At 39.3% G+C, this 22,715-nt stretch carries 17 protein-coding genes and 1 pseudogene; 8 read left to right on the plus strand and 10 right to left on the minus strand.

Annotated features, from left to right (window positions below; genetic code table 11):
• Positions 1 to 78 precede the first annotated feature (78 nt).
• Positions 79 to 1,146, minus strand: coding sequence for a fatty acid desaturase (locus tag AC33VI_RS09230; RefSeq protein WP_491781974.1), 1,068 nt, complete (start codon positions 1,144 to 1,146; stop codon positions 79 to 81).
• 381 nt (positions 1,147 to 1,527) lie between these two features.
• Here AC33VI_RS09230 and AC33VI_RS09235 point away from each other — a divergent pair, with 381 nt between their 5' ends.
• Positions 1,528 to 3,297 carry a M61 family metallopeptidase gene (locus AC33VI_RS09235; RefSeq protein ID WP_491781975.1) on the plus strand — a complete coding sequence of 590 codons (1,770 nt, stop codon included), beginning with the start codon at positions 1,528 to 1,530 and terminating at the stop codon, positions 3,295 to 3,297.
• Positions 3,298 to 3,428: 131 nt separating this feature from the next.
• Positions 3,429 to 4,340 (plus strand): branched-chain amino acid transaminase, encoded by a 912-nt coding sequence (locus tag AC33VI_RS09240; RefSeq protein ID WP_491781976.1) that lies wholly within the window; start codon positions 3,429 to 3,431, stop codon positions 4,338 to 4,340.
• Between the two features lie 141 nt (positions 4,341 to 4,481).
• Here AC33VI_RS09240 and AC33VI_RS09245 read toward each other — a convergent pair whose 3' ends face one another.
• The 3 genes and pseudogenes from AC33VI_RS09245 to AC33VI_RS09255 form a co-directional block, all read right to left on the minus strand.
• Positions 4,482 to 5,987 carry a diguanylate cyclase domain-containing protein gene (locus AC33VI_RS09245; protein ID WP_491781977.1) on the minus strand — a complete coding sequence of 502 codons (1,506 nt, stop codon included), beginning with the start codon at positions 5,985 to 5,987 and terminating at the stop codon, positions 4,482 to 4,484.
• 389 nt (positions 5,988 to 6,376) lie between these two features.
• Positions 6,377 to 6,997: pseudogene (nusB, locus tag AC33VI_RS09250) on the minus strand (transcription antitermination factor NusB); the annotation flags it as partial.
• 118 nt (positions 6,998 to 7,115) lie between these two features.
• Positions 7,116 to 7,805: a DUF502 domain-containing protein gene (locus tag AC33VI_RS09255; protein WP_491781978.1), complete on the minus strand. Its 690-nt coding sequence runs from the start codon at positions 7,803 to 7,805 to the stop codon at positions 7,116 to 7,118.
• A gap of 258 nt (positions 7,806 to 8,063) precedes the next feature.
• Between AC33VI_RS09255 and pgl the strand changes: the two genes are divergently transcribed.
• Positions 8,064 to 8,807, plus strand: coding sequence for a 6-phosphogluconolactonase (gene pgl / locus AC33VI_RS09260; protein ID WP_491781979.1), 744 nt, complete (start codon positions 8,064 to 8,066; stop codon positions 8,805 to 8,807).
• Positions 8,808 to 8,895: 88 nt separating this feature from the next.
• Positions 8,896 to 9,915 carry a double zinc ribbon and FHA domain-containing protein gene (locus AC33VI_RS09265; protein WP_491781980.1) on the plus strand — a complete coding sequence of 340 codons (1,020 nt, stop codon included), beginning with the start codon at positions 8,896 to 8,898 and terminating at the stop codon, positions 9,913 to 9,915.
• Between the two features lie 40 nt (positions 9,916 to 9,955).
• Here the strand turns inward: AC33VI_RS09265 and AC33VI_RS09270 are convergent, their stop codons facing one another.
• Positions 9,956 to 10,645, minus strand: a complete 690-nt coding sequence (locus tag AC33VI_RS09270) for a hypothetical protein (protein ID WP_491781981.1) — start codon at positions 10,643 to 10,645, stop codon at positions 9,956 to 9,958.
• 460 nt (positions 10,646 to 11,105) lie between these two features.
• Here AC33VI_RS09270 and AC33VI_RS09275 point away from each other — a divergent pair, with 460 nt between their 5' ends.
• The 3 genes from AC33VI_RS09275 (at position 11,106) to chlP (ending at position 16,160) form a co-directional block, all read left to right on the plus strand.
• Positions 11,106 to 13,346, plus strand: coding sequence for a lytic transglycosylase domain-containing protein (locus tag AC33VI_RS09275; RefSeq protein ID WP_491781982.1), 2,241 nt, complete (start codon positions 11,106 to 11,108; stop codon positions 13,344 to 13,346).
• A gap of 117 nt (positions 13,347 to 13,463) precedes the next feature.
• The gene (locus tag AC33VI_RS09280; protein WP_491781983.1) at positions 13,464 to 14,666 is read left to right on the plus strand and encodes a sensor histidine kinase; all 1,203 of its coding nucleotides are present in this window, start codon (positions 13,464 to 13,466) and stop codon (positions 14,664 to 14,666) included.
• 270 nt (positions 14,667 to 14,936) lie between these two features.
• A complete protein-coding gene (gene chlP, locus AC33VI_RS09285) occupies positions 14,937 to 16,160 on the plus strand; it encodes a geranylgeranyl reductase (protein WP_491781984.1) in 1,224 nt (407 codons plus the stop codon).
• 201 nt (positions 16,161 to 16,361) lie between these two features.
• Here the strand turns inward: chlP and AC33VI_RS09290 are convergent, their stop codons facing one another.
• Entirely contained in the window at positions 16,362 to 17,066 is a 705-nt protein-coding gene (locus AC33VI_RS09290; protein WP_491781985.1) for a 16S rRNA (uracil(1498)-N(3))-methyltransferase, read from the minus strand.
• 219 nt (positions 17,067 to 17,285) lie between these two features.
• On the opposite strand from AC33VI_RS09290, the gene clpB reads away from it, so the two are divergent.
• Positions 17,286 to 19,904 (plus strand): ATP-dependent chaperone ClpB, encoded by a 2,619-nt coding sequence (gene clpB, locus AC33VI_RS09295; RefSeq protein ID WP_491781986.1) that lies wholly within the window; start codon positions 17,286 to 17,288, stop codon positions 19,902 to 19,904.
• 768 nt (positions 19,905 to 20,672) lie between these two features.
• Here clpB and AC33VI_RS09300 read toward each other — a convergent pair.
• The 4 genes from AC33VI_RS09300 to AC33VI_RS09315 all read right to left on the minus strand — a co-directional run bounded on the left by AC33VI_RS09300 (position 20,673) and on the right by AC33VI_RS09315 (position 22,647).
• On the minus strand, positions 20,673 to 20,888 hold the full coding sequence (locus tag AC33VI_RS09300; RefSeq protein WP_491781987.1) for a type II toxin-antitoxin system HicB family antitoxin: 216 nt from the start codon (positions 20,886 to 20,888) through the stop codon (positions 20,673 to 20,675).
• Positions 20,881 to 21,096, minus strand: coding sequence for a type II toxin-antitoxin system HicA family toxin (locus AC33VI_RS09305; RefSeq protein WP_491781988.1), 216 nt, complete (start codon positions 21,094 to 21,096; stop codon positions 20,881 to 20,883). The genes AC33VI_RS09300 and AC33VI_RS09305 overlap by 8 nt, the downstream gene beginning before the upstream one ends.
• 172 nt (positions 21,097 to 21,268) lie before the next feature.
• Positions 21,269 to 22,234 (minus strand): SDR family oxidoreductase, encoded by a 966-nt coding sequence (locus AC33VI_RS09310; RefSeq protein WP_491781989.1) that lies wholly within the window; start codon positions 22,232 to 22,234, stop codon positions 21,269 to 21,271.
• Positions 22,235 to 22,338: 104 nt separating this feature from the next.
• Positions 22,339 to 22,647: a metal-sensitive transcriptional regulator gene (locus AC33VI_RS09315; protein ID WP_491781990.1), complete on the minus strand. Its 309-nt coding sequence runs from the start codon at positions 22,645 to 22,647 to the stop codon at positions 22,339 to 22,341.
• Between the last annotated feature and the right edge of the window lie 68 nt (positions 22,648 to 22,715).

Genomic DNA, 22,715 nt, shown 5'->3' on the forward strand with positions numbered 1-22,715 from the left:
TATAACTCGCAAAAATAGGGATAGATTTTTTTCAACCCATCCCCAATTGCCAATATATTTAAGATTTTCTAGCTTTTACTATTTACTAGCAGCATTGCTGTAAGCGCGATATTCTTCGATGCTCTGGTAATTATTTTTCTCTTCATAAAGATGACAGACTTTAGTTACCTTCTGAATCAATTCCCAATTAAAAGTACAGTCGGGATATAAATATTCGCCCCAATTCTCCACTAGACTATTGTGAGCTTGACGCAAGTTATACCAGGGAATAGCTGTGGTTAAGTGATGGGGAATGTGAACGTTAATATCGTGGCAAAGGAATTCAACCCACCAAGGATACTTACAGTTAACAGTACCAGACAATTGAGCGCGAGCTTCATTCCATTCTCCTTCGGGTGTGAAAGGAATTTCAGGCATTGTATGGTGGAACATGGTAAAAGTACTCATCCAGAAGTGATATACCAAAAAGGGTATCAACCAGAATTTAATCAAGCCGATAACTCCAGTGGTAATAATCAAAGCAGGGAAACCAATCGCAACAGCAGCTAAAACTAACAATACGGAAAAACGAACTTGTTCTCTTTGTTTGCCTTCAAACTGATTCCAAGTAAAGTGTAACTTTGCCCAGTGAGCGATCGAACCCAGCCACCAAAACCAACCGCGCATTCTACGGTAGAGCCATTGTAGAGTGGGAGAAGAATTATCGAATGTTTCCGTAGTAAAAGGATTCCAGGTATTGTCTACTTCCAGTTTATTAGTATGTTTGTGATGAAAGTTGTGGAGAATTCGCCAAGCATGATAAGGATAAGCAATTGGTAAAGTTACAATATGCCCTACAAGATCGTTAACCCAAATTCGATTAGAAAAGGAACGATGACCACAATCATGAGCAATGACGAATAAACCTTGTAAGCTAGTTCCTAGGAATATCCAAGCAAAAGGTAATAGATACCAAGGAGCAACGGCAACCACCCAATAACCCAAGGCAACACATAATACATTAATTGCTAATTTCGACCATGCTTTGCGAGGGTTTTTAACAAAAACTTCTTTGGGTAAAGTATTGATGATATCTCTGAGTTTTACACCCTCGTCTAGTTGCTTCGATTGAGAAGAATTAAAATTAGGTGGTAATATTGCTGTCATAAAATTTTTCTGATGAGTTAGATATTTGGTATTGGTAGGTATCTTGCGGATAATTTATCAAACAGTTAGTATGGCTGTTGGTTGTTCCAAAGTCATATATTGGCATACGGAAATAGCAAGACTCGCAACAAAGCAAGTATGCAGAAAAAATATTTTATTTTTAGCAGTAAGGGCAAGATAATCTACAACTGCCAATAAAATACTGCAAGATCTGGCTTCTTTTTACAATCCTTAATCTTTATAGCATAGTTATGAGACTTTTCAAGTTTAATTCTCAGAATCAACCCAGAGTTATTTTTAATAATTGAGGAATGTTTGGGGAATAGGCGACAAGTAGATAAAATGATAGTTTATGATTCGCTCTTTATTTTCCATTTAAGAATGACTGAAGCTACAGCTATTCGTCAGCCACAACCCAGCAGCAAATCGGCAACTATTTACTATCAAGTTGCTATGTCTCAGCCAGCCTCCCATTTGTTTGAAGTAACTTTACAAATTGATAATTGGCGATCGCAGGTATTAGATTTAAAAATGCCTGTTTGGACTCCTGGTTCTTATTTAGTTAGAGAATATGCCAGACACCTCCAAGATTTTAGGGCGTGCAATAGTCAGAAAGAGGTACTAGCCAGTCAAAAACTTAGTAAAAATCACTGGCAAGTTAGCACTGAAGGCAACAGTCAAATAGAAATTAGCTATCGTGTATATGCCAACGATCTCACCGTCAGAACCAATCATTTGGACGCGACTCACGGCTACTTTAACGGTGCGGCATTATTCTTTTTTGTTCCAGGTTTGACAGAACGGGAAATAAAAGTCAAAGTTATTCCTCCTCATGCAGATTGGCAAGTCTCTACTACTCTACCAACTGTTTCAGGAGAAGAAAATGTCTTTATAGCTAAAGATTTTGATACTTTAGTGGATACTCCCATAGAAATTGGCACGCAACAAACCTATGACTTTGAAGTCTTAGGCAAGCCTCATACTTGGGCGATTTGGAGTCAGGGCAATGCTCAACCAGAAAAATTAATTGCCGATACTACCAAGATTATTGAAACCGAAGCAGAAATGTTTGGCGGTTTGCCCTACGAGCGATATTTATTTCTATTACATCTATCGGGTAGTGGCTATGGTGGTTTAGAACATAAAGATAGCTGTACTTTAAATTATCCTCGATTTGGGTTTCGCGATCGCGAGAAATACGATCGCTTTATGCAGTTAGTCGCCCACGAGTTTTTTCATCTTTGGAATGTCAAGCGCATTCGCCCCAAGCCTTTAGAGAAATTTGATTACGAAGCGGAAAATTATACTACTTCCCTCTGGTTTTGCGAGGGTACTACTAGTTACTACGATATTTTAATTCCCTTACGGGCTGGCATTTATGATCGCCAAACTTGTTTGAAAAATCTCAGCAAAGATATTACTAGATATTTAACCACTCCAGGGCGTAAAGTACAGCCTCTAGGGGAGTCGAGTTACGATGCTTGGATTAAACTCTACCGTCGCGATGCCTACAGCGATAACAATCAGATTTCTTACTATCTCAAAGGACAATTTGTTTCTTTGTTGCTAGATCTTTTAATTCGCAATAAGTCTAATAATCAAAAATCCTTGGATGATGTAATGGGCTTGATGTGGCAGCGTTTTGGCAAAGATGAAATTGGTTTTAGCGAAACTCAATTAAGAGAAACTATCGCTGAAGTAGCCCAAACTAATCTCGATGATTTCTTCCATCGCTATATTGAAACTACAGAAGAATTGCCCTTCGATGACTATTTAGACTCCTTTGGCTTATACTTAAAAACCGTCAGCGAGTCAGACACACCTTATATGGGCATTAAGGTACAGTCAGAAAACAATCGAGAAACGATTCAATTCGTTGCTACCGATTCTCCCGCAGCCTTAGCTGGTATAGATGCCAAAGACGAATTATTAGCTATTGATGGGGTCAAAGTAGATGCTACATCTTTAAACGAAAGGTTAAAAAACTATCAAGCCCAAGACACTATTGAAGTAGCTATCTTTCATCAAGATGAATTAAAAACTCTTCCCGTTACTTTAGCCGAATCTCAACCCAGTAGTTATGAAATAGCGATTCAAGATAATTTATCAGATATACAAAAGCAAAACTTAATTGGCTGGCTGGGAGAGTAGTTGATGGGGTAACTAGGAGAAGTTAAGTAATAAGTAATAAGTAATGAGTAATGAGTAACAACTAACAACTAACAACTAACAACTAACAACTAACAACTAACAACTAAAAATTAACTATCGACAATTTAGTAATGCATAACTTTTTAGATATCGCCTACTTGCAAAATAAATTCGTTCCTTTCTCAGAAGCAAATATTTCCATCGCCACTCACGCTCTACATTATGGTACTGGGGCTTTTGGTGGAATGCGCGGTATTCCCGATCCAGAAAATAGCGATCGCATTTTATTGTTTAGGCTAGATCGTCATTGTCAGCGACTGAGTGATAGTGCAAAACTGTTGAATTATGATTTGCCCGCCGACAAAATCCAGCAATTAATTATTGATTTTGTTCAAAAGAACCACCCCGATAAATCTTTTTATATTCGTCCTTTTGTCTATACTTCCGATTTGGGTATTGCTCCTAGACTCCATAAAATTGAGAAAGACTTTTTTATCTATGGTTTAGAATTGGGAGACTATCTACCCCCCGAAGGAATTAGTTGTCGTATTAGTTCTTGGTATCGTCAAGAAGATCGCAGTTTGCCCCTCAGAGGAAAAATTAGTGGTGCTTATATTACTTCTTCCTTAGCCAAAACTGAAGCAGTGGAATCTGGTTTCGACGAAGCAATTTTGATGAACTCTCAGGGTAAAGTGTGCGAAGCTTCAGGAATGAATATTTTTATGGTACGAAATAATAAATTAATTACTCCTGGTTTCAATCAAGATATCTTAGAAGGAATTACTAGAGATAGTATCTTGACTATAGCAAAGGATCTGGGTATCCCAACCGAAGAAAGGGCGATTGATAAAACAGAATTATTCATTGCCGATGAAGTCTTTTTAAGCGGTACTGTTGCTAAAGTAACTCCCGTCAAACAAGTAGAAAGTTATCACCTATCTACCAATAGACCTATCACCGAAAAAATCAAGGAAACATTAACCGCAATTACCGAGAATAGAGAGCCTAAATATCAAGATTGGGTTTACACAATAGATTGCTAACAAAACCTCAGTTCGGGTTAAGCTACTGACTATCAATCTAGTTATTAGTTATTAGTTATTAGTTAGGGACGTTTCATGAAACGTCCGTACTAGTTATTAGTTAAAGCTTCCTTGTATTACAAGCAGCAATTAATCCCTCTTCTATTTTTCCACTACAATTCTGTTTCTGCCCGTTTTTTTGGCTTGATACAGTTGCTTGTCGGCGATCTCGATTAGATTTGCTACAGAATCTTGGGGGTGGGGAATTATTGTGGAAATTCCCATGCTGCAAGTAACATATTTGCTAACGCTAGATTTACTGTGAGGAATTTTTTGTTCTGCTAGTGCTGCTTGAATTTTGCGAGCGATAAATAATGCACCATTATTGTCTGTATTGGGTAAAATAACGGCGAATTCTTCTCCACCATAACGAGCCACTAGATCTGCTGGTCTTCTGGTTGATTTATTTAGTATTTTAGCTATTTCCTGCAAGCAAAGATCGCCTTGTTGATGACCGTAACAATCGTTATAAGCTTTGAAGAAATCCACATCGCAGAGAATCAGGGATAAAGGCTGTTTTTCTCGACTCAATCTCTGCCATTCTTTGTTTAAGACTAAATCAAAGTAGCGTCGGTTGGCAATATTGGTTAAGCCGTCTAAAATTGCTAGTTGTTGTAATTTTTGGTTGGCTGTTTGCAAGCGACAGCAAAGTTGAGACTGTTCGATCGCAATTGTGACTTGAGTAGTTAGTTTTTGTAAAAAGTTAATTTCCCATTCTTGCCATTTTCTAGTCTGATTGGTATCGTAAGCAATTAGCATACCCCACAATCCTGTTTTTGTTTCTCTAGCATCCTCTTGTACTACTATTGGATGAGTTAAATCTTCATAGATGCGATCGACAGATTCTTGCAGCCAAATAGGTAAGACTAAATAAGAACTAATAGAACGAATTTCTGGAACAGAGCGAGCGAACAAAACATTTGTACTGGTGTCTTCTACGGCTTCTACAGAAGCAATAGAATCTAAAGAAGATTTGTCGATATTAGCAATCAAACTCTTGAGTATTGTCAGTGCCGATTTGGCATCAAACGAAGCAGAAATGATGGATACTTCTTCGGATAACTCCGACTCGCGACGGTAAATTAATACTTCTTCTATATTCAGGAATTTCTGGATTTCCCCGACGGTTGTTTTTAAAATTGTTTCTAGATCGATGGAATTACGAATTTTATCCAGCATTTTTTTCATTAATGCTTGTTGTCGGATATTAAATTCGATACGCTGACGTTCGATCGCATATTCAATCGAGCGAGTTAATGTTTTAGCTTCAAATTCCCCTTTGACTAGGTAATCTTGCGCTCCTTGACGTAAAGATTTTAATGCCATATTGGGGTCTTTAGTTCCCGTTAAAATAACAATGGGTAATTGGGGAGCTTTTTGCTGGACGATACCTAAACTTTCTATTCCCTGACTGTCGGGAAGAAATAAATCTAATAAAATAGCGTCAAAATCATCTCGTTCTAAACTTTCAATCGCTTCGGTGACTTTTTTAACGTGCAGTACATTAGAATTGAGATCGTTTTGTTCTCTTAATAATTCATCGATCCAGAGAGCATCGGTTAAATTATCTTCAACCAACAATAGCTTTAAAGCTTTAGTATTTACCATGCTAATTTTAGTTAAATAAGTGGTTGTTGAATGGGAAGAAGCAAATTAACCTAAATTTGTCTCAACTTTACAACCGATAAAGCCCTTATGTTTGACAAGCATGAAAACTACAGCAAGCCAAAAAACTTTATATTAATTTAAGCTATTATATTAGATTTTTACTTGGTAATGTAGTTTACTTAGTTAGTGGTTAGTAGGTAGTAGGTATTATGTACTAAGCGATCGTACAAAAAAACAGTAGCAAGACTTTATTCTTTAAAAGGCTGTTTGATGATGGGCGTGGGTTTGCTAGTTTCGAGATTTTCGGGTTCAATTTCGGATTCGGTTTCGGGTTCGACTGTAACTTCTTCTGGCTTGTCAAGGGCGGTAATACCTTCGATACCTACTTCTTTAATGCGATCGCTCAAGCGTCGCAAAACTCCATTAATAAACCTAAATCCATCTTCATCGGAATATCTTTTGGCTAACTCGACCGACTCGTTAATTGCTACTCTTTCTGGAACTTCGAGGTACAATATTTCAGCCACTGCAATTCTTAAAATATCGCGATCTATTTGGGGCAAACGACTTAATTGCCAAGCCACTAAAACTTTTTCAATCGAATTTTCAATTTCGCGATCGCGACTGGTAACTGTTAGGATTATTTCTTTAGCATACTTTCTGACTTGCTCTTTATTAGTAAGCTGGAGAAATTCAGGAAACTCTATTGCCATTCCCAAACGATTCACCGCAGCTTGGGACACTTGTAAAGCTTCTTCCAGCATTGCCTTGGCACTATTGAGATCGCTGGCTCTAGTTTCGCTGTTGAGCAGACGTTCTTCCCCTCGTTTGATTTCCCCAGAAGCAGTTTCCAGATTGTCTTGAACTTCAATAATTAAAGTGCGAATGGCAGCCAAAATTAGATTGTCCAAATCTTCTGGATCGAGCTTGTTTTTTTTGTTCTGAAGTTGACTGATGCTTAACAGTGCAAGTTCGCGAGCAATACTGCGGGGTTGGTTTGGTCGAGCCATTGTCTGTTTAAATAAAAAATCTAAACTCAAAAATCATTAAAATAATTTTCAAGCCCAACAATTATATAACGTCAGATATACCATCTAACCAAGAATAAAACGCTCCAACTGTTTATCCTTAATTGGTGTCTAAAACAACTTCAGGAGTGGGCTTAGGTGCTGGTATGGGTGGTTTGGGGATAGAGTCTGGACTAACAATGCCTCCAGAGATCAAGACTTTAAAAGCATCTTCAATGGATATATCGATGTCAATCGTTTCCGCTTGAGGAACAATAGCATACCATCCCGAAGTAGGATTGGGAGTGGTAGGAATAAAGACATTAATCACATCTACTGGAAGGTGACTCTGTAAAGCGGGGCTGGCTTTGCCCGTGACAAAACCCATCGTCCAAATGCCTTTACGGGGATATTCTACCAAAACCACTCTTCTAAATTTTGTTTTGGAATCTCCTAAGAGGGTTTCTAAAATTTGCTTTAAAGTTTTGTAGACCGAACCTGCTAGGGGAATAGCTTGTAAAAATCTTTCGCCAAAATCTAGCAGCCAACGCCCAACAATATTTCGTGCCATCATGCCGATAATCAAGATGCTCAATAAAGGCACTGCTAACCCGACAGTAAAATTGAGAATATTAATTAAAAAGGGATTTAAACCATCAAAAGGATTGATTTGTTTGGGTATGCGAGTAAACAAATCGATCGCCCATTTGGCGATCGAAATAGAAAGCCAGATAGTTGTCGCCAGAGGAATTACCACCAGCAATCCAGCAATCAAATCGTTTTTTAAATCTTGTTTTAAACGTTGTAGCACAGAGCTATTACTCCCCTTGCAACTAAAATTTTTTAAGCTGGACTCTTTTATAAGTTGTAAAGCTTATAAAGAATTGTTGCAAGTATTGACTTTCAGCTACTGTCATATTTTATTGCAACATTACCAGTAACAAATAGCGTTAATAGGATATTTTACCTTCCCCGCCAAAAATTATAAATATATTTAAGTTTTATCAGCCTGGGAGTGGTCGGTTCTAAAATTTAGTCGAACCAGCTTTTACTTGCCAATAGGATCTTTATGAAAATAACTGCCAATAGAACCGTCGAAATCTTAGAAAATAAATCCGCCGCGATCGAGCGATCGCGTATTTTGATTCTGGAACGACTGCACCAAGCCCTAGAATCTAGAGATAGATTTACCATCGCTCTGGCTGGAGGCAGTACCCCCAAGCCCCTCTACGAAGCTTTGAGCCAAGAATCTTTACCCTGGTCAAAAATTCATATATTCTGGGGCGATGAGCGTTATGTTCCTGCTACAGACAAAGATAGCAATCAATTGATGGCGCGTCAGGCTTGGCTAGATCGAATAGATATTCCTCCCAGTAACATTCACCCCATTAATACTACTGCTGGCAATCCTCAAACAGATGCCGAACGCCACGAATCAGAATTACACGGCTTTTTTCAAACCAAACCAGGAGAATTCCCCACCTTCGATCTGATTTTGTTAGGCATGGGAGATGACGGACATACAGCCTCACTATTTCCCCATACAGAAGCTCTCACAGTACGCGATCGCTTGGTCGCGGTAGGTAATAAAGACGGTCAGCCTCGCATCACTTTTACCGTACCCCTAATCAATCAAGCCCGCTGCGTGATGTTTGTGGTAGCAGGAGAAAACAAACGCCCTGCCTTGAAAGAAGTATTTGCCCAACAGTCTGATGAGCGTCAATATCCTTCTCGTTTAATTCAACCCCAAGGAGAATCGATCTGGCTTTTAGATAGTAGTGCGGGTTCGGGATTAACCCTAGTCGAGCGATAATGGATAAGAAATAGTATAGTGGGGAAAAAAATACCTGTGTCGGTAGTAGTGTAATAGTCTAAGTTACTAGTTCAATTTAAAAACACCTATGATTACTTGCCCTAGTTGCAACCATCAAAATCCAGAAGGCTCTTTGCAATGCGAAAATTGTTATACTCCTCTGCCAGCCAGTACTAGTTGTCCTAATTGCGGAACTTCCGTACAAACTGATGCGACTTTCTGCGGTCAGTGTGGTTTCAATTTACAGGCAGAAAATCCGCTGACCGAAGCTGCTATTGAAGAAAAAGTCGATGAAACAGCAATTGGTTCTTTGCCCGATATTCCTTTAGATGATTTTACTCCTCCAGGAGTTTTACCAGAAATCTCTGTAGCTGAAGCAGAATCAGACATTTTGCCTGAAACTACCATGTCTTCTCCCATCGCCAATCCTTGGGAACAAGAGGAAGAAGAAGACAAAACTATCGGACAACCCAGAGCTTCGACTAATTTGGAGAGTACAGACATCGCTCCCACTGGATCTCCCGATCTAGAATTACCTCAAGAGTTGGAATTGCCTAATTTAGATGAGACCAATAACGATCCTTGGTCGTCTGAATCTACCGAACCCGATCTCGATCTAGATACTGTAGGAGTTGACAATGAAGTGGAAGTTCAACCCGATGATTTAGAAGCAACTAATGAATTTGTAGAATCCCCAGCAGTTAATAACCCTCCTGTGGAAACAACAGAGCAAAAACCCCCCGTGGCTGGCAACATTAGTGGCATGACTCAATTACAGGTAACCACTGCTAGCTTGCTTCACCTGCAAAGTGACACTGCTATCGAAATTCCCGCCAACTTAGACGTGGTTCATATAGGCAAACCCAACAATCAAATTCCCCCAGATATTGATGTGGCAGGCTTTCCCGATTCTGAGGTAGTATCGCGAATTCATGCCGATATTCGGATTGAAGGAGATATTTATTACATAGAAGATGTTGGTAGTTCTAATGGGACTTATATCAACCACACTCCTCTAGTCAAAGGAAATCGCCATCGACTGCGGGTAGGCGATCGCATTGCTTTAGGCAAAGGCGATTTAGTAACGTTTATTTTCCAATTGGATTAAACAACAAAATGTTACGGTAAACTTAAAACTTGTTGAAGTTTTAACGTAAAGCTAGATTGGTTTGTAGGGTTAGGTGTAGGTCATTGTTGGGATCGATGGAAACCAATTCCACTTCGTTTCCTCCCAACAGCAATCCAGCGATCGCGCCAGCACCAGCCCCGCCTAAAACTTCTAAAAATTCTATATCGCCAAAGACTTCCGCTAAAACTGTAGCAGCAGCAGCACCGATCGCCGCCCCCTCTAGAATGTCCCCCGCATTTGCTCCTTTTTTAATGATTTCGGTTCTAGTTACTGGATCGGATACAGCATCGATAGATTGACTCGTACCATCGGGGAATATTAGTTCTTGGGCGACAAAAATAGAACCTGGTTCGTCTTGGCTGGGAGTGATTTCGCCAATTATTTCACTACCGTAGGGGATTAAGATATTGCGTCGGTTATCTTTGACATTTGCTGCCACATAAAGGGTAATGGGAACGGTTTCATCGGGAGTAACGAGAATTTTTGATTCGTCATATTCTACGGGAATTACAAAACCTCTAGGAACGGTGTTGCTAGGGAGATTATTATTACGACGGGGAGGCTCATAAGTTCTTTGTCGTTGGGTTGGACTGGGAAAAAGTTGTGCTTGAGCGGGGGTTATATTAGCTAAGGTAGCGATCGTTCCCCAAGCAGCGATCGAAGTTAACAAAATAGAGGTGGTTACTTTGGATGATTTTGCGTTAAACATAACTAGACAAAAACTTTTTTTCTACAGATATTAGTTATGAGCCATTGACGCAAAGAATTTTGTTGTAGTTCCATTTTTTAAACAGTTATTAGTTATTAGTCACTAGTTATTAGTCGTTAGTACAAAGGTAAGTAGTTGTGCAAAATTAATTGGATAGTTGAGATTGGGTTTAGGGGTTAGGGGTTAGGGGTTAGGAAAATATGGAATATACAAATAATTCTGCTTAGGTACTTAATAACACTTATAGTTGTTTTAAATAAGAATTGTCTGAATTGAATATTGGATAAGTCTTCCCTAATCCCCATCCCCTAATCCCTATCCCCTCGAACCAATAACCTAGAAGTTACAAAAAATTAATTAGAACGACTATATGTCTACACCATCGAATCAGGTTTCTAAAAATGACTGTATTTACTAAAAACTAAAAACTAATACGTGCAAAGACAGAGCAAAACAATCCATGTTAGAATCCCACGTGCGTCCCAGACAAACCAAACACAAATCCTGGCAAAATCGAACTTTATATTGGTTTGGCAAACATAAAAGATTAATTTTATTAATTTTTTGTGGCAGTTTCGGTTCTCTAATCTTACGCAGTTACTATCTTTCTTCTGCTCAAAAACAATCTCCAGCAACTCTTCAATCTTCCTCCATGGTCAAGTTGCGAGACTTAACTCCCTCAGCTAGAGTCTCTCAATTAAAAGTAATTGCTGAAGTTGACTCGAAACAAGACAGCCAACAGACTACTAGAGATCGCCTGCGCGCCCGTTATTTGTTGGGAATAGATCTGGTGCGACAAAATAAAGGCAAATTAGCTTTAACCTACCTGCAAGACTTGGGGCGGGATTATCCTCTACTACGCCCGCAAATTTTATTAAATATCGCTCGCGCACAACAACAAAACCAACAATTAGCAGAGGCTCAAAGAACTCTCCAATATTTAATCAAAAGCTATCCTACTTCTCCCGTAACACCCAATGCTCTATTGTTGCTACAAGACAATTCTGCTCAAAATAAAACGCGGTTGATTAGAGACTTTCCCTATCACCCCCTCGTCCAAAATATCGCCCGCCAGGGTTTAAACCAGAATCCCCAACAATTCTCGTTACTCTTACTCCTGGCAAAATACAGTCGCGACTCCGATCTCAATTGGATACGCGATCGCCTGGTATTAAATCATCCCGCCCAACTCACCCCAGAAGATTGGCAAGCGATCGCCGATGGCTACTGGCGAGAAGAAGAACATCGCAAAGCTGCGGATGCTTATTTGTATGCCCCTTCTACCCCTCGCAATTTGTATCGGGCTGCTAGAGGATTTCATCGTAATGGTAACTTGGCTACAGCCAAACGAGCTTATCAAAGATTGTTAAAAGAATATCACGATGCCAGAGAAGCAGGTCAAGCATTGGTTTATTTAGCCAGTATTTCTAGTGGTGATGAAGCAGTCGTCTATTTAGAAAAGGCGATCGCCAAATTTCCCGCAAATGCTCCCGAAGCCTATCGTGCTAAAGCGATCGTTCACGAACGTTTTGCCAAACACCAACAAGCCGATCGATCTCGTCAAAATCTTTTAAGTAAATATACAAATTCCGATGCTGCGGGAGAATATCGTTGGAAAATAGCTCGGAAATTAGCAGCTAATGGCAATAAGGAAGATGCTTGGTCATGGATGCAGCCTTTAGTCGAATCGAATCAAACTATCGAGTCCGCTTTTGCCCCCAAAGCTTTATATTGGGCTGGGAAATGGGCGCAAGACATTGGTAAATTGGCTGCTGCGGAAACTACTTTTAGTAAAATTATTCAACAATATCCCCAATCCTATTGGGCTTGGCGTTCTGCCGTAATGTTGGGTTGGGATGTGGGGGATTTCGATCGCTTGAGAGCTATTTCTCCCGATCTGGATTTAAAAAATGTTTATAGTCCTTTGCCGATTGAATCTCCAGTCTTCCAAGAATTATATTTACTCGGACAATATGAAGATGCCAAGTTAGTCTTGCGCTCCCAGATCGAACAACACCAGCAGCTTTCGGTTAACGAACAATTTAGCGAAGGAGTACTGAAAATTGCTCTAGGAGAATATAGTGAGGGTATGGAGGAAATATGGAATCTCTCCAAACGAGAAACCCCCCAAGAGCTCCAAGATTGGAAAGCTTTACGTCAAACTACTGTTTATTGGCACAATCTATTTCCTTTCCCCTATGAAGCCGAAATTCTCCAATATGCCCGCCAAGAAGAGATTAACCCCTTGTTAGTTATTTCCGTCATGCGCAAGGAATCTACTTTTAATCCCGAAATTGATTCTATAGTCGGTGCGGTGGGTTTGATGCAGATAGTTCCTCCTACAGCCGATTGGGTAGCCAAACAAATTGATGTAGAATCCTATTCTCTAACCGATCCTGAAGATAATATCAAAATCGGTACTTGGTATCTCAGTCACAATCACCATCGCTATCAAGATAATTCTTTATATGCCGTCGCTAGTTATAACGCAGGTACGGGTAATGTTAGTTCTTGGTTGAATAGATACGATACCAGCGATCCAGATTCCTTCGTCGAACAAATTCCCTTTCCCGAAACCAAAGACTATGTAGAAGGAGTATTTGGTAACTATTGGAACTATCTCCGCCTTTACAATCCTACAATTCGGCAAAAAATGAAAGCGATCGACAAGAGCAATGAGGGCAGTTCAAGCAGTCAATAACATTGATTTTGCTTAGGTACTTAGTCAAAAACTAATAACTACAACATTAAGTTTTGTAACAAAAGTATGCTAATATTTTACAAAACTTAATGTTGTTGCTGAATGTGGGAAAATAACTTGACAAACTGGCAGCCAACGGGGAGGGAAGTAGATCTCCAACAGCCTCAATCTCAGACAGTGTCAGAATTAGAATGGATTCGTAGTAAATTAATTACTCTAATTGGCTATGAAATATGGACTCCCCTATCTACCATTCAAGTATGTTTGGAAAGTTTGGCAAACGAGCCTAAAATTGCGCCCGATTCTAGGCAAATAATTTTAGATACGGCAGTTCAGGACATTCAATATTTACATCGACTTATTGAAGATTGTTTGACTTTTTCACCAGCTGATTTTGCAGAACGAGCGATCGAATATACTTCTCTTCAAGCTGCGGAATCTTCCCCAGAAATTTTGCAGAATATATTAACCAGAATCTTATCTTTACACTCTGTAGAAGTTCGTTCTGGTTTTGTAGTTGAAATTGGCGATCGCTTTGTCAAACAAAATATAATTCTCTCCGACACTTCTGAAAAAGTCATCCAACACATTCGTAAAAATCTGATTGCCATAGTCGGACATGAAATACGCACTCCCCTTTGTGCGATCGAAGCTTGTTTGGAAAGTTTGAGTGACGAAGCATCTAGTTCGATGGAATATCGTCAAACTATGCTAGATATTGCTTTAGGGGATATTAGCAGGTTACGTAAAATCATGGACGATTTTTTCCTCTTAGAACGTTTAGAAAAAAAACAAATTTATCATCGTTCTCAATACGTTCTGGTCAGAGAAGTGATAGATTTAGCCCTGGAAAGTTTAAAATTTCGTCAAGATAGTACCTCTATTCCTCGTATTGTGGTAGAAATTCCACCTCAGTTGCCATTAGTGAGAATAGACGAAGATATTTTGCTAGAAGCTTTAAGTAAATTGCTAGATAATGCTTGCAAGTTTACCCATGCTGAAGGAGAAATTAAAATCAAAGCTCAAATAGTTAAAGGAAATACAAATACTAACTTTCCTCAAACTTTAACTAACAAAATGCTCGAAGTAGCAATTTCTGATAATGGCAGGGGAATAGTGCCTCATAATTTGGAAGCTATTTTTAACTGTTTCTATCAAGAAGAAAACTCCCTTAGACGTACGGCAAATGGTACGGGAATTGGCTTAACTATTTGTCGTCATTTGATAAGTCTTTTGGGAGGAAAAATTTGGGCGAATTCCCAGGGTAAAAATTTAGGTACTAGTATCCACATTACTCTACCTCTAATCCCATCCACCTAAAATCTGCTTAAGAGGATAGTTATAAATCATTTACCTAGAGATTAATCAATATATAAGTAAATATTTCTACTTTTATTAACTTGTGTAAACAAAGTTGTTAAGCAGTATTTCAACTTTGGCTAAATACGGCGATCCCTTTTAAATAAGCAGAGGCTACATGATACTATCCATTTCTAGGCGGACAAAAAAGTAAGTGAAGCTCCTAGATGTATGAGTCACTTTTGTCCTCAAAATTCAAAAAAGATTTATTAAAGATATAGGAGAAAAACTTTGGGATTAAAGGTAGCCGTTGTCGGTTCTGGACCAGCAGGGTCATCAGCAGCAGAAGTTTTAGCCAAAGCAGGTATTGAAACTTATTTATTTGAACGTAAGCTAGATAACGCCAAGCCTTGTGGTGGTGCGATTCCCTTGTGCATGGTTGACGAATTTGATTTGCCTCAAAAAATTATTGACAGGCAAGTCAAAAAAATGAAAATGATTTCTCCCTCCAATCGAGAAGTGAACATTGGTTCTACTCTCAAAAATGGTGAGTACATTGGTATGTGTCGCCGTGAAGTTTTAGACGGCTTCATGCGCAATCGTGCTGCTGAATTGGGTGCAAACCTGATTAACGGTACTGTATATCAACTAGATCTTCCCGAAAACGATAACGGGCTTTACACTCTTCACTATGCAGACCATTCTAGTGGTGCGGTGAAAGGGGAAATGAAAACCCTTAAAGTGGATCTAGTGATTGGTGCTGATGGTGCTAACTCCAGAATTGCCAAGGCTATCGACGCTGGGGATTACAACTATGCGATCGCTTTCCAAGAGCGTATTCGTTTGCCTGAAGATAAAATGGCATACTATGAAGATCTAGCAGAAATGTATGTCGGTGACGATGTTTCAACAGACTTCTATGCTTGGGTATTTCCTAAATTCGACCACGTAGCAGTCGGTACGGGTACGATGAAAGTAAACCAAGCAGACATCAAGAACTTGCAAGCTGGTATTCGCAAGCGTGCTGCTAAAAGACTTGAAGGTGGAGAAATCATCAAAGTTGAAGCGCACCCCATTCCCGAACACCCTCGTCCCCGTCCCATTCGTGGCAGAGTAGTATTAGTGGGAGATGCTTTAGGTACTGTAACCAAGTCTTCTGGTGAAGGTATTTACTTCGCAGCTAAATCTGGTCGTATGTGTGCGGAATTGATCGTCGAACGCTCTCAAAACGGACAAAAAATCCCTACCGAGAGAGATCTTAAAGACTTCATGAAACGTTGGAATAAAACCTACGGTTCTACTTATTTGGTTCTAGATATTTTACAAAGAGTCTTCTACCGTAGCGATGCGACTCGCGAAGCATTTGTGGAAATGTGCGATGATATCGACGTTCAAAAAATGACTTTTGATAGCTACCTTTATAAAACTGTAGTTCCCGCTAATCCTTTAGTACAAATGAAGGTAACAGCAAAAACTCTTGGTAGTTTGCTTAGAGGAAATGCTTTAGCACCTTAATTTACTAATAGTTAAGTTAGTAATCAAATAGTTCATCAGACATCGAATCGTTGATTTGGTGTCTTTTTTTATATTTGTTATGGTTATCTTTCATAATTAGGGCTTGCTGAATAAGTCAAAATCAATTAAATATAAGCGTTCGGCTAAATTCTGTTTCTTTTACTTCTTAATTTCGGAAAGTGACAGAAGAGAGATAGTCTTTTAACTATTACAAATAGCATTAACTAAAGAACTAACTACAATGGGGGCGGTAATTGCTCTGAGAATACGATCGCCTAAAGATACGGGTTGAAAACCCAAAGCGATCGCACTATCTATTTCTTCTTTCGTCCAACCACCTTCGCAACCCGTAGCGATAACGAGAGATTTGGCTTGACTATTTTGTAGGCAACTCCAAAGGGAAGGGATATCTCCTCTGGCGACACAAATGTATTTATCGCGAGCGCTCGGCAAATTTTGCATAGCAGTAATAAATTTATCTGGTGTAATAATATTCGGTACTATTTGTCTTTCCGATTGTTCTGCTGCTTCTGTGGCGATTTTACGCCAGCGTTGCACTTTATTAGCACTTGGTTTGAGAATTGTCCGACTGCTAATGACTGGTATAAAATTACTAACGCCCAATTCCGTACAACAACGAATTACTTGCTCGTAACCGCTTCCTTTGGGTAAAGCAGTAATCAAACTAAATTCTTTCGATAATTCTGTCTGAATATCAATAGATTCGATAATTGTTGCTTGTTTATCTTCAATTTCAGCTATCCAAGAACTGCCCGAACCATCTAAAGCAATAAAGCGATCGCCATTTACCAAGCGCAATACTCGCAAGAGATAGTGTAATTGATGCTCGTCTAAAGCGATGGCATTTTCTGTTATTTGTTGTGGCGCAACTACTAAACGATTCATTTTTTGTCAGTCGTTAGTTGTTAGTTGTCAGTTATTGGGCGATCGCATTTGGGAAAACCAGACTCGGAGAGTCGGGGTATCCTACCAAGCTATCTAAATCCTTCTCGCTACAATAACATCAAGTTGAATAACTATTCAGTATTCCTATTATTTTATTGACTTCATAAATTAAATTATTAGATGGCAGATTTTATTTTCTAGTGCAGGGAGAACAAACAGATGCAACCGAATAACCCCCAAAAATTTACTGAAAAAGCATGGCAAGCGATCGCTTCAGTGCAAGATATCGCCAAACAAAATCAACAGCAACAAGTAGAAACAGAGCATTTATTTAAAGCTTTAATCGAACAAGAAGGACTGGCTAATAGTATTTTTAACAAAGCCGATGTCAGCATCCAAAGATTGCAAGATAAAACAGACAGTTTTATTGCCAGTCAACCTAAAGTGAGTAACCCTAGCGGTAGTGTTTATCTAGGGCGCAGTCTTGATTCTTTATTAGACCGTGCGGAAAAATATCGTACTCAATTCGACGATGATTATATTTCAATCGAACATCTAGTTTTGGGCTTCGTTAAAGATGATCGCTTTGGACGTAAGCTATTACAAGATGTTAGCTTAACCGAAAAACAACTTAAAGAAATTATTACTCAAGTGCGCGGCAAGCAAAAAGTAACCGACCAAAACCCCGAAGGAAAATACGACGCTTTAGATAAATACGGACGAGAATTAACTAAACTGGCACGAGAAGGCAAACTAGACCCCGTAATCGGTCGAGATGAAGAAATTCGCCGTACTATCCAGATTCTTTCCCGTCGGACTAAAAATAATCCCGTTTTAATTGGCGAACCAGGGGTGGGTAAAACTGCCATTGTCGAAGGGCTAGCGCAACGGATTATCAATCGAGATGTTCCCGAATCTTTGCGCGATCGCACTGTTGTCGCTTTAGATATGGGTGCGTTGATTGCAGGGGCAAAATTGCGGGGTGAATTTGAAGAAAGATTGAAAGCCGTATTGAAAGAAGTTACCGAATCTGACGGTAATATTATTCTCTTTATCGACGAAATCCATACCGTAGTCGGTGCGGGTGCAGCCCAGGGTTCGATGGATGCGGGTAACTTACTCAAACCGATGTTGGCAAGAGGAGAATTGCGCTGTATTGGTGCCACAACCCTCGATGAATATCGCAAGTATATCGAGAAGGATGCTGCTTTAGAACGTCGTTTCCAATCGGTATTAGTAGACGAACCCAATGTGGTGGATACCATTTCTATTTTGCGCGGGCTGAAAGAACGTTACGAAGGACATCACGGGGTGAGTATTACCGATACAGCTTTAGTAGCTGCGGCGACTCTTTCCAATCGCTATATCAGCGATCGCTTTTTACCCGATAAGGCGATCGATTTGGTAGATGAAGCGGCGGCTAAATTGAAAATGGAAATTACTTCCAAACCCGAAGAGTTAGACGAGATCGATCGCAAGATTTTGCAATTGGAGATGGAGAGACTGTCTTTAGAAAAAGAAGATAATCCCATTTCTAGAGAAAGATTAGAGAAGCTAGAAAAAGAACTAGCTAACCTCAAAGAAGAGCAATCAGAAATTAACGCTCAATGGCAGTCGGAAAAAGAAGTGATCGACAAGATTCGCGCCCTTAAAGACGATATTAATGCCGTAACCATTGAAATCGAGCAAGCAGAACGAGATTATAATCTCAATCGCGCTGCGGAATTGCGTTATGGTAAATTAACCCAACTACAAGAGCAAGTAACAGAAATCGAGCAAAAACTAGCAGAACGTCAAACTAGAGGTAATTCTCTCCTCCGAGAAGAAGTTTTAGAGTCGGATATTGCCGAAATCATTGCCAAATGGACTGGAATTCCTCTCAGAAAACTAATCGAGTCGGAAAAATCCAAACTACTCAACTTAGAATCTGAACTACACGAACGAGTCATCGGACAGTCAGAAGCAGTAACTGCCGTAGCCGATGCCGTCCAACGTTCTCGTGCAGGATTAGCAGATCCCCAACGTCCTACCGCTAGTTTTATTTTCCTTGGTCCTACAGGGGTAGGTAAAACCGAATTAGCCAAAGCTTTAGCCCAAAGTCTCTTTGATACGGAAGAAGCCATTGTCAGAATCGATATGTCGGAATATATGGAAAAACATTCCATCTCCCGCTTGGTAGGTGCGCCTCCAGGGTATGTAGGCTATGACGAAGGAGGACAATTGACCGAAGCAATTCGCCGTCGTCCTTATTCAGTAATTCTCTTTGACGAGATTGAAAAAGCCCATCCCGATGTCTTTAACCTAATGCTGCAAATCCTCGATGATGGCAGACTCACAGATTCTCAAGGACGTACTGTAGATTTTACCAACACGATCGTGATCATGACTAGTAATATTGGTTCGCAGTATATCCTCGACGTGGCGGGAGACGACACTCAATACGAAGAAATGCGATCGCGAGTAATGATCTCCATGCGGGATAGTTTCCGTCCTGAATTTCTCAACCGTATAGACGACATTATTATTTTCCACGCCCTCAGTAAATCTCAGTTACGCAATATCGTTCAGCTACAAGTCAAAGGACTAGAAAGACGTTTGAACGATCAAAAACTATCCTTGAAAATCTCTGATTCTGGTTTAGATTATCTAGCAGATCTGGGATTCGATCCCGTCTATGGTGCAAGACCACTAAAACGAGCTATCTCTAGATATTTAGAAACTGCGATCGCAAAATCAATTTTACGGGGAGAATATCAAGGAGGCGACACCATTTATGTCGATGTGGAAGGGGAACGATTGGCTTTTAAGCGTTTATCCACAGAAATATTAACAAATTAACTTTTCCGATCTAGCTATTGTCAAAAGACGACAATAGCTAGATTTTCCTCAATGTTTTCCCAAGGAGTTAGCGATCGCCTTGATTTTTGGGGCTTTTTCTTATTTGAGCCAGTAAAGTAAGTACCTAGGTAGGGCTTGCTGAAAAACTAAGATTTGAGAGGATATCTGTTGTAAAGCTATTAGCTATCAGCTTTCAGCTATTAACTCTCTTCTGTCACTCTAGGCAAAAGAACAGTAAAACTCATCCCAACAATAGACCAAATATTTTAAGCAATCAAACCCCAAAATAATTGAACTAGGTGCAGAGAATATTGAAATTATAATTAAGAAACTTTTATCTATTCTCGATCGCGCAGATCTTCAGCAACAGAATATTAAGCATGAAGAGGATAAATACATATGGGTTATGTCACTTTCGGAAAAACATACTTCAATATATAGTATAGTCATTCCTAATAAGAACCATACGAAAATATGTACTAATTATTGCTCCCTAATCCCTAACCCCTAATCCCTAATCCCCCGAACAAATTACTGAGATAGTACGGAAATTAATTAGAACGACTATAAAAGACTATTGCAGGGAATAAAATTAGTATTTTGCGATCGCGAAGCTAATAAAATAGCTACTTTAAATTTGTCTAATGAAGAATGCGATCGGTGGAAGTATCAGTTAAAAAATATACAAGAAAAAATTTAATGCGATCTCAACTTGAAACTAAGCTATTAACAATAAAAGCGATCGCATTAATCAAACTACATAAACCATTAACTAATTGCCATCTGTGGCTGTGGCAAAGGTTTACCTTCTTGTTGATAAGTATCAATTAAAAGTTCGATAACTTCTTTACCATTTGCTAAAGCTTCTTCGTAAGTTTCTCCATGAGTTGACCATTTTTGACCAGGAAAATCGGGTAACGCCACTAAGAAACAATTATCTTCATTACTCCACTCAATATGGATTCTATATTTTAGGTTATTCATTTTCCTTCGTTTTAATTTCCTTAATCGCTTCTTTTACAGCTTTCTCCTGGTATGGCTTGGCATCTTTACCATCATTTCCAGATAGTCTAACATCATCTTTTAATTGCGGATGTCTCCAAATACTGTGACTACCTTTACCCCGCTTGGAAAGACAAACAAAACCTGCTTTCGACAACATTGTCTTTAGTTCTCTAATTTTCTTTGGCATCGATCGCTCAATAGAGTGTTAGATATTTTAAACATAAACTATTTCTCTGAAGCCAGGCAATCACAACCTGAAACCAAACTCTCAAAAATAAAAGCGATCGCAATACCCACAAAACATTAAATAAATAAACTAGCTGAAACTTTAATGGGATTGCATCAGCTTAAACGCAAACTCAAACATCAATCTTAGTTTCTTCAAAATGTATTTTATGTACCCCATAAAAGCGTTGCCAAAATTCATCTCGAATCCAAGTAGGAAAAACTTTATTCATGAAGAAAACTAGAGTATTGCCCCCAGTAGCTAAGATATAACGAGGTTTGGGATTAGCTTTTGCCATTACTCGGGCAATTTTTTGAGCGGTTTTCTCCGCACTCCAACCGAGTAAATCTAATTGTTTGTCGATCGCTGCAATATTTTGGAAAATAGGTGCGTAGGGAGTACGATCGCGATCGGGAATAGTTTCAATTACTTTTTGCCAAGCTACCTTAAAAAAGTCCGTAACTACTGGTCCTGGTTCGATAACGCTGACCTTAATGTTAAATGCTTTGAGTTCCATGCGTAAAACATCACTCAAGGCTTCTAAAGCAAATTTAGAACAACTATACATACCTCCAGTGGGAAAGGGAATTATCCCCCCCAAAGAGCTAATATTGATAATCTTACCGCCTCCTTGCGATCGCATTAGGGGAATTAGCTTTTGAGTCAAAACTAGCGGTGCGTGAAAGTTAACTGCCATTTGTGCTTGGGCTGCTTGGGGAGGAATCAATTCTATGGGTCCCATTTGTCCGTAACCAGCATTATTAACTACAATATCAATTCGCTTGTATAAAGCGATCGCATCTTTGGCTAAAAATTCCACTGATTCCAGCTTTTCCAAGTCTCCAGGAATAATTGTTACTTTTGCTCGATCTTGACGGCATTTAGCTGCTACTGCTTCTAATTTAGAGCGATCGCGAGATGTCAAAATTAAACGAATGCCCGAATGTTTTTGGGCTAACACTTCGGCTAAAGCTGCGCCAATTCCGCTAGATGCTCCTGTAATTAAGACTACTGCTTCGGCTAAATCCAAATTATTGCTCGCTCCATAAATTATTATCGTTCTTAGACTTACTGCGCTTTTAACATGGGTAGACCACATAATTAAACTTTAAAAACTAAGAACTAAGAACTAAAAACTAAAAACTAAAAACTACGAACTAGTAAATTTTCCCAGAGAGCTATTCAACTGAAAACGGCTGTAAGCTAGGTAAATAATTTCAAAGTATCTTTCAATTCTTTTATTTCAGCTTCCAAATTACCTCGCTCGGCAGCACGCATCAAACAATCTTCTAAATGCTCTTCCAAGATAATCTTAGCTACGCTAGTTACTGCTCCTTTAACGGCTGCTACCTGATTGAGAACTTCAGGACAGGGACGGTGTTCTTTCACCATCATTTTAATACCGCGAACGTGTCCTTCAATACGAGATAGACGATTGACTATTCTTTTTAAAGATTCTTCATCGTGAATGTGAGGAGAAAGTGGTAAATCATTTGGGGGGGAATGTCTCATATAATCTTTTTACCGATCGTGCCGTGTCCGTCTAATCTAAATCGCTAGTTTTATTGTAAGTAGAATCA

This window comes from Waterburya sp., assembly GCF_058530065.1.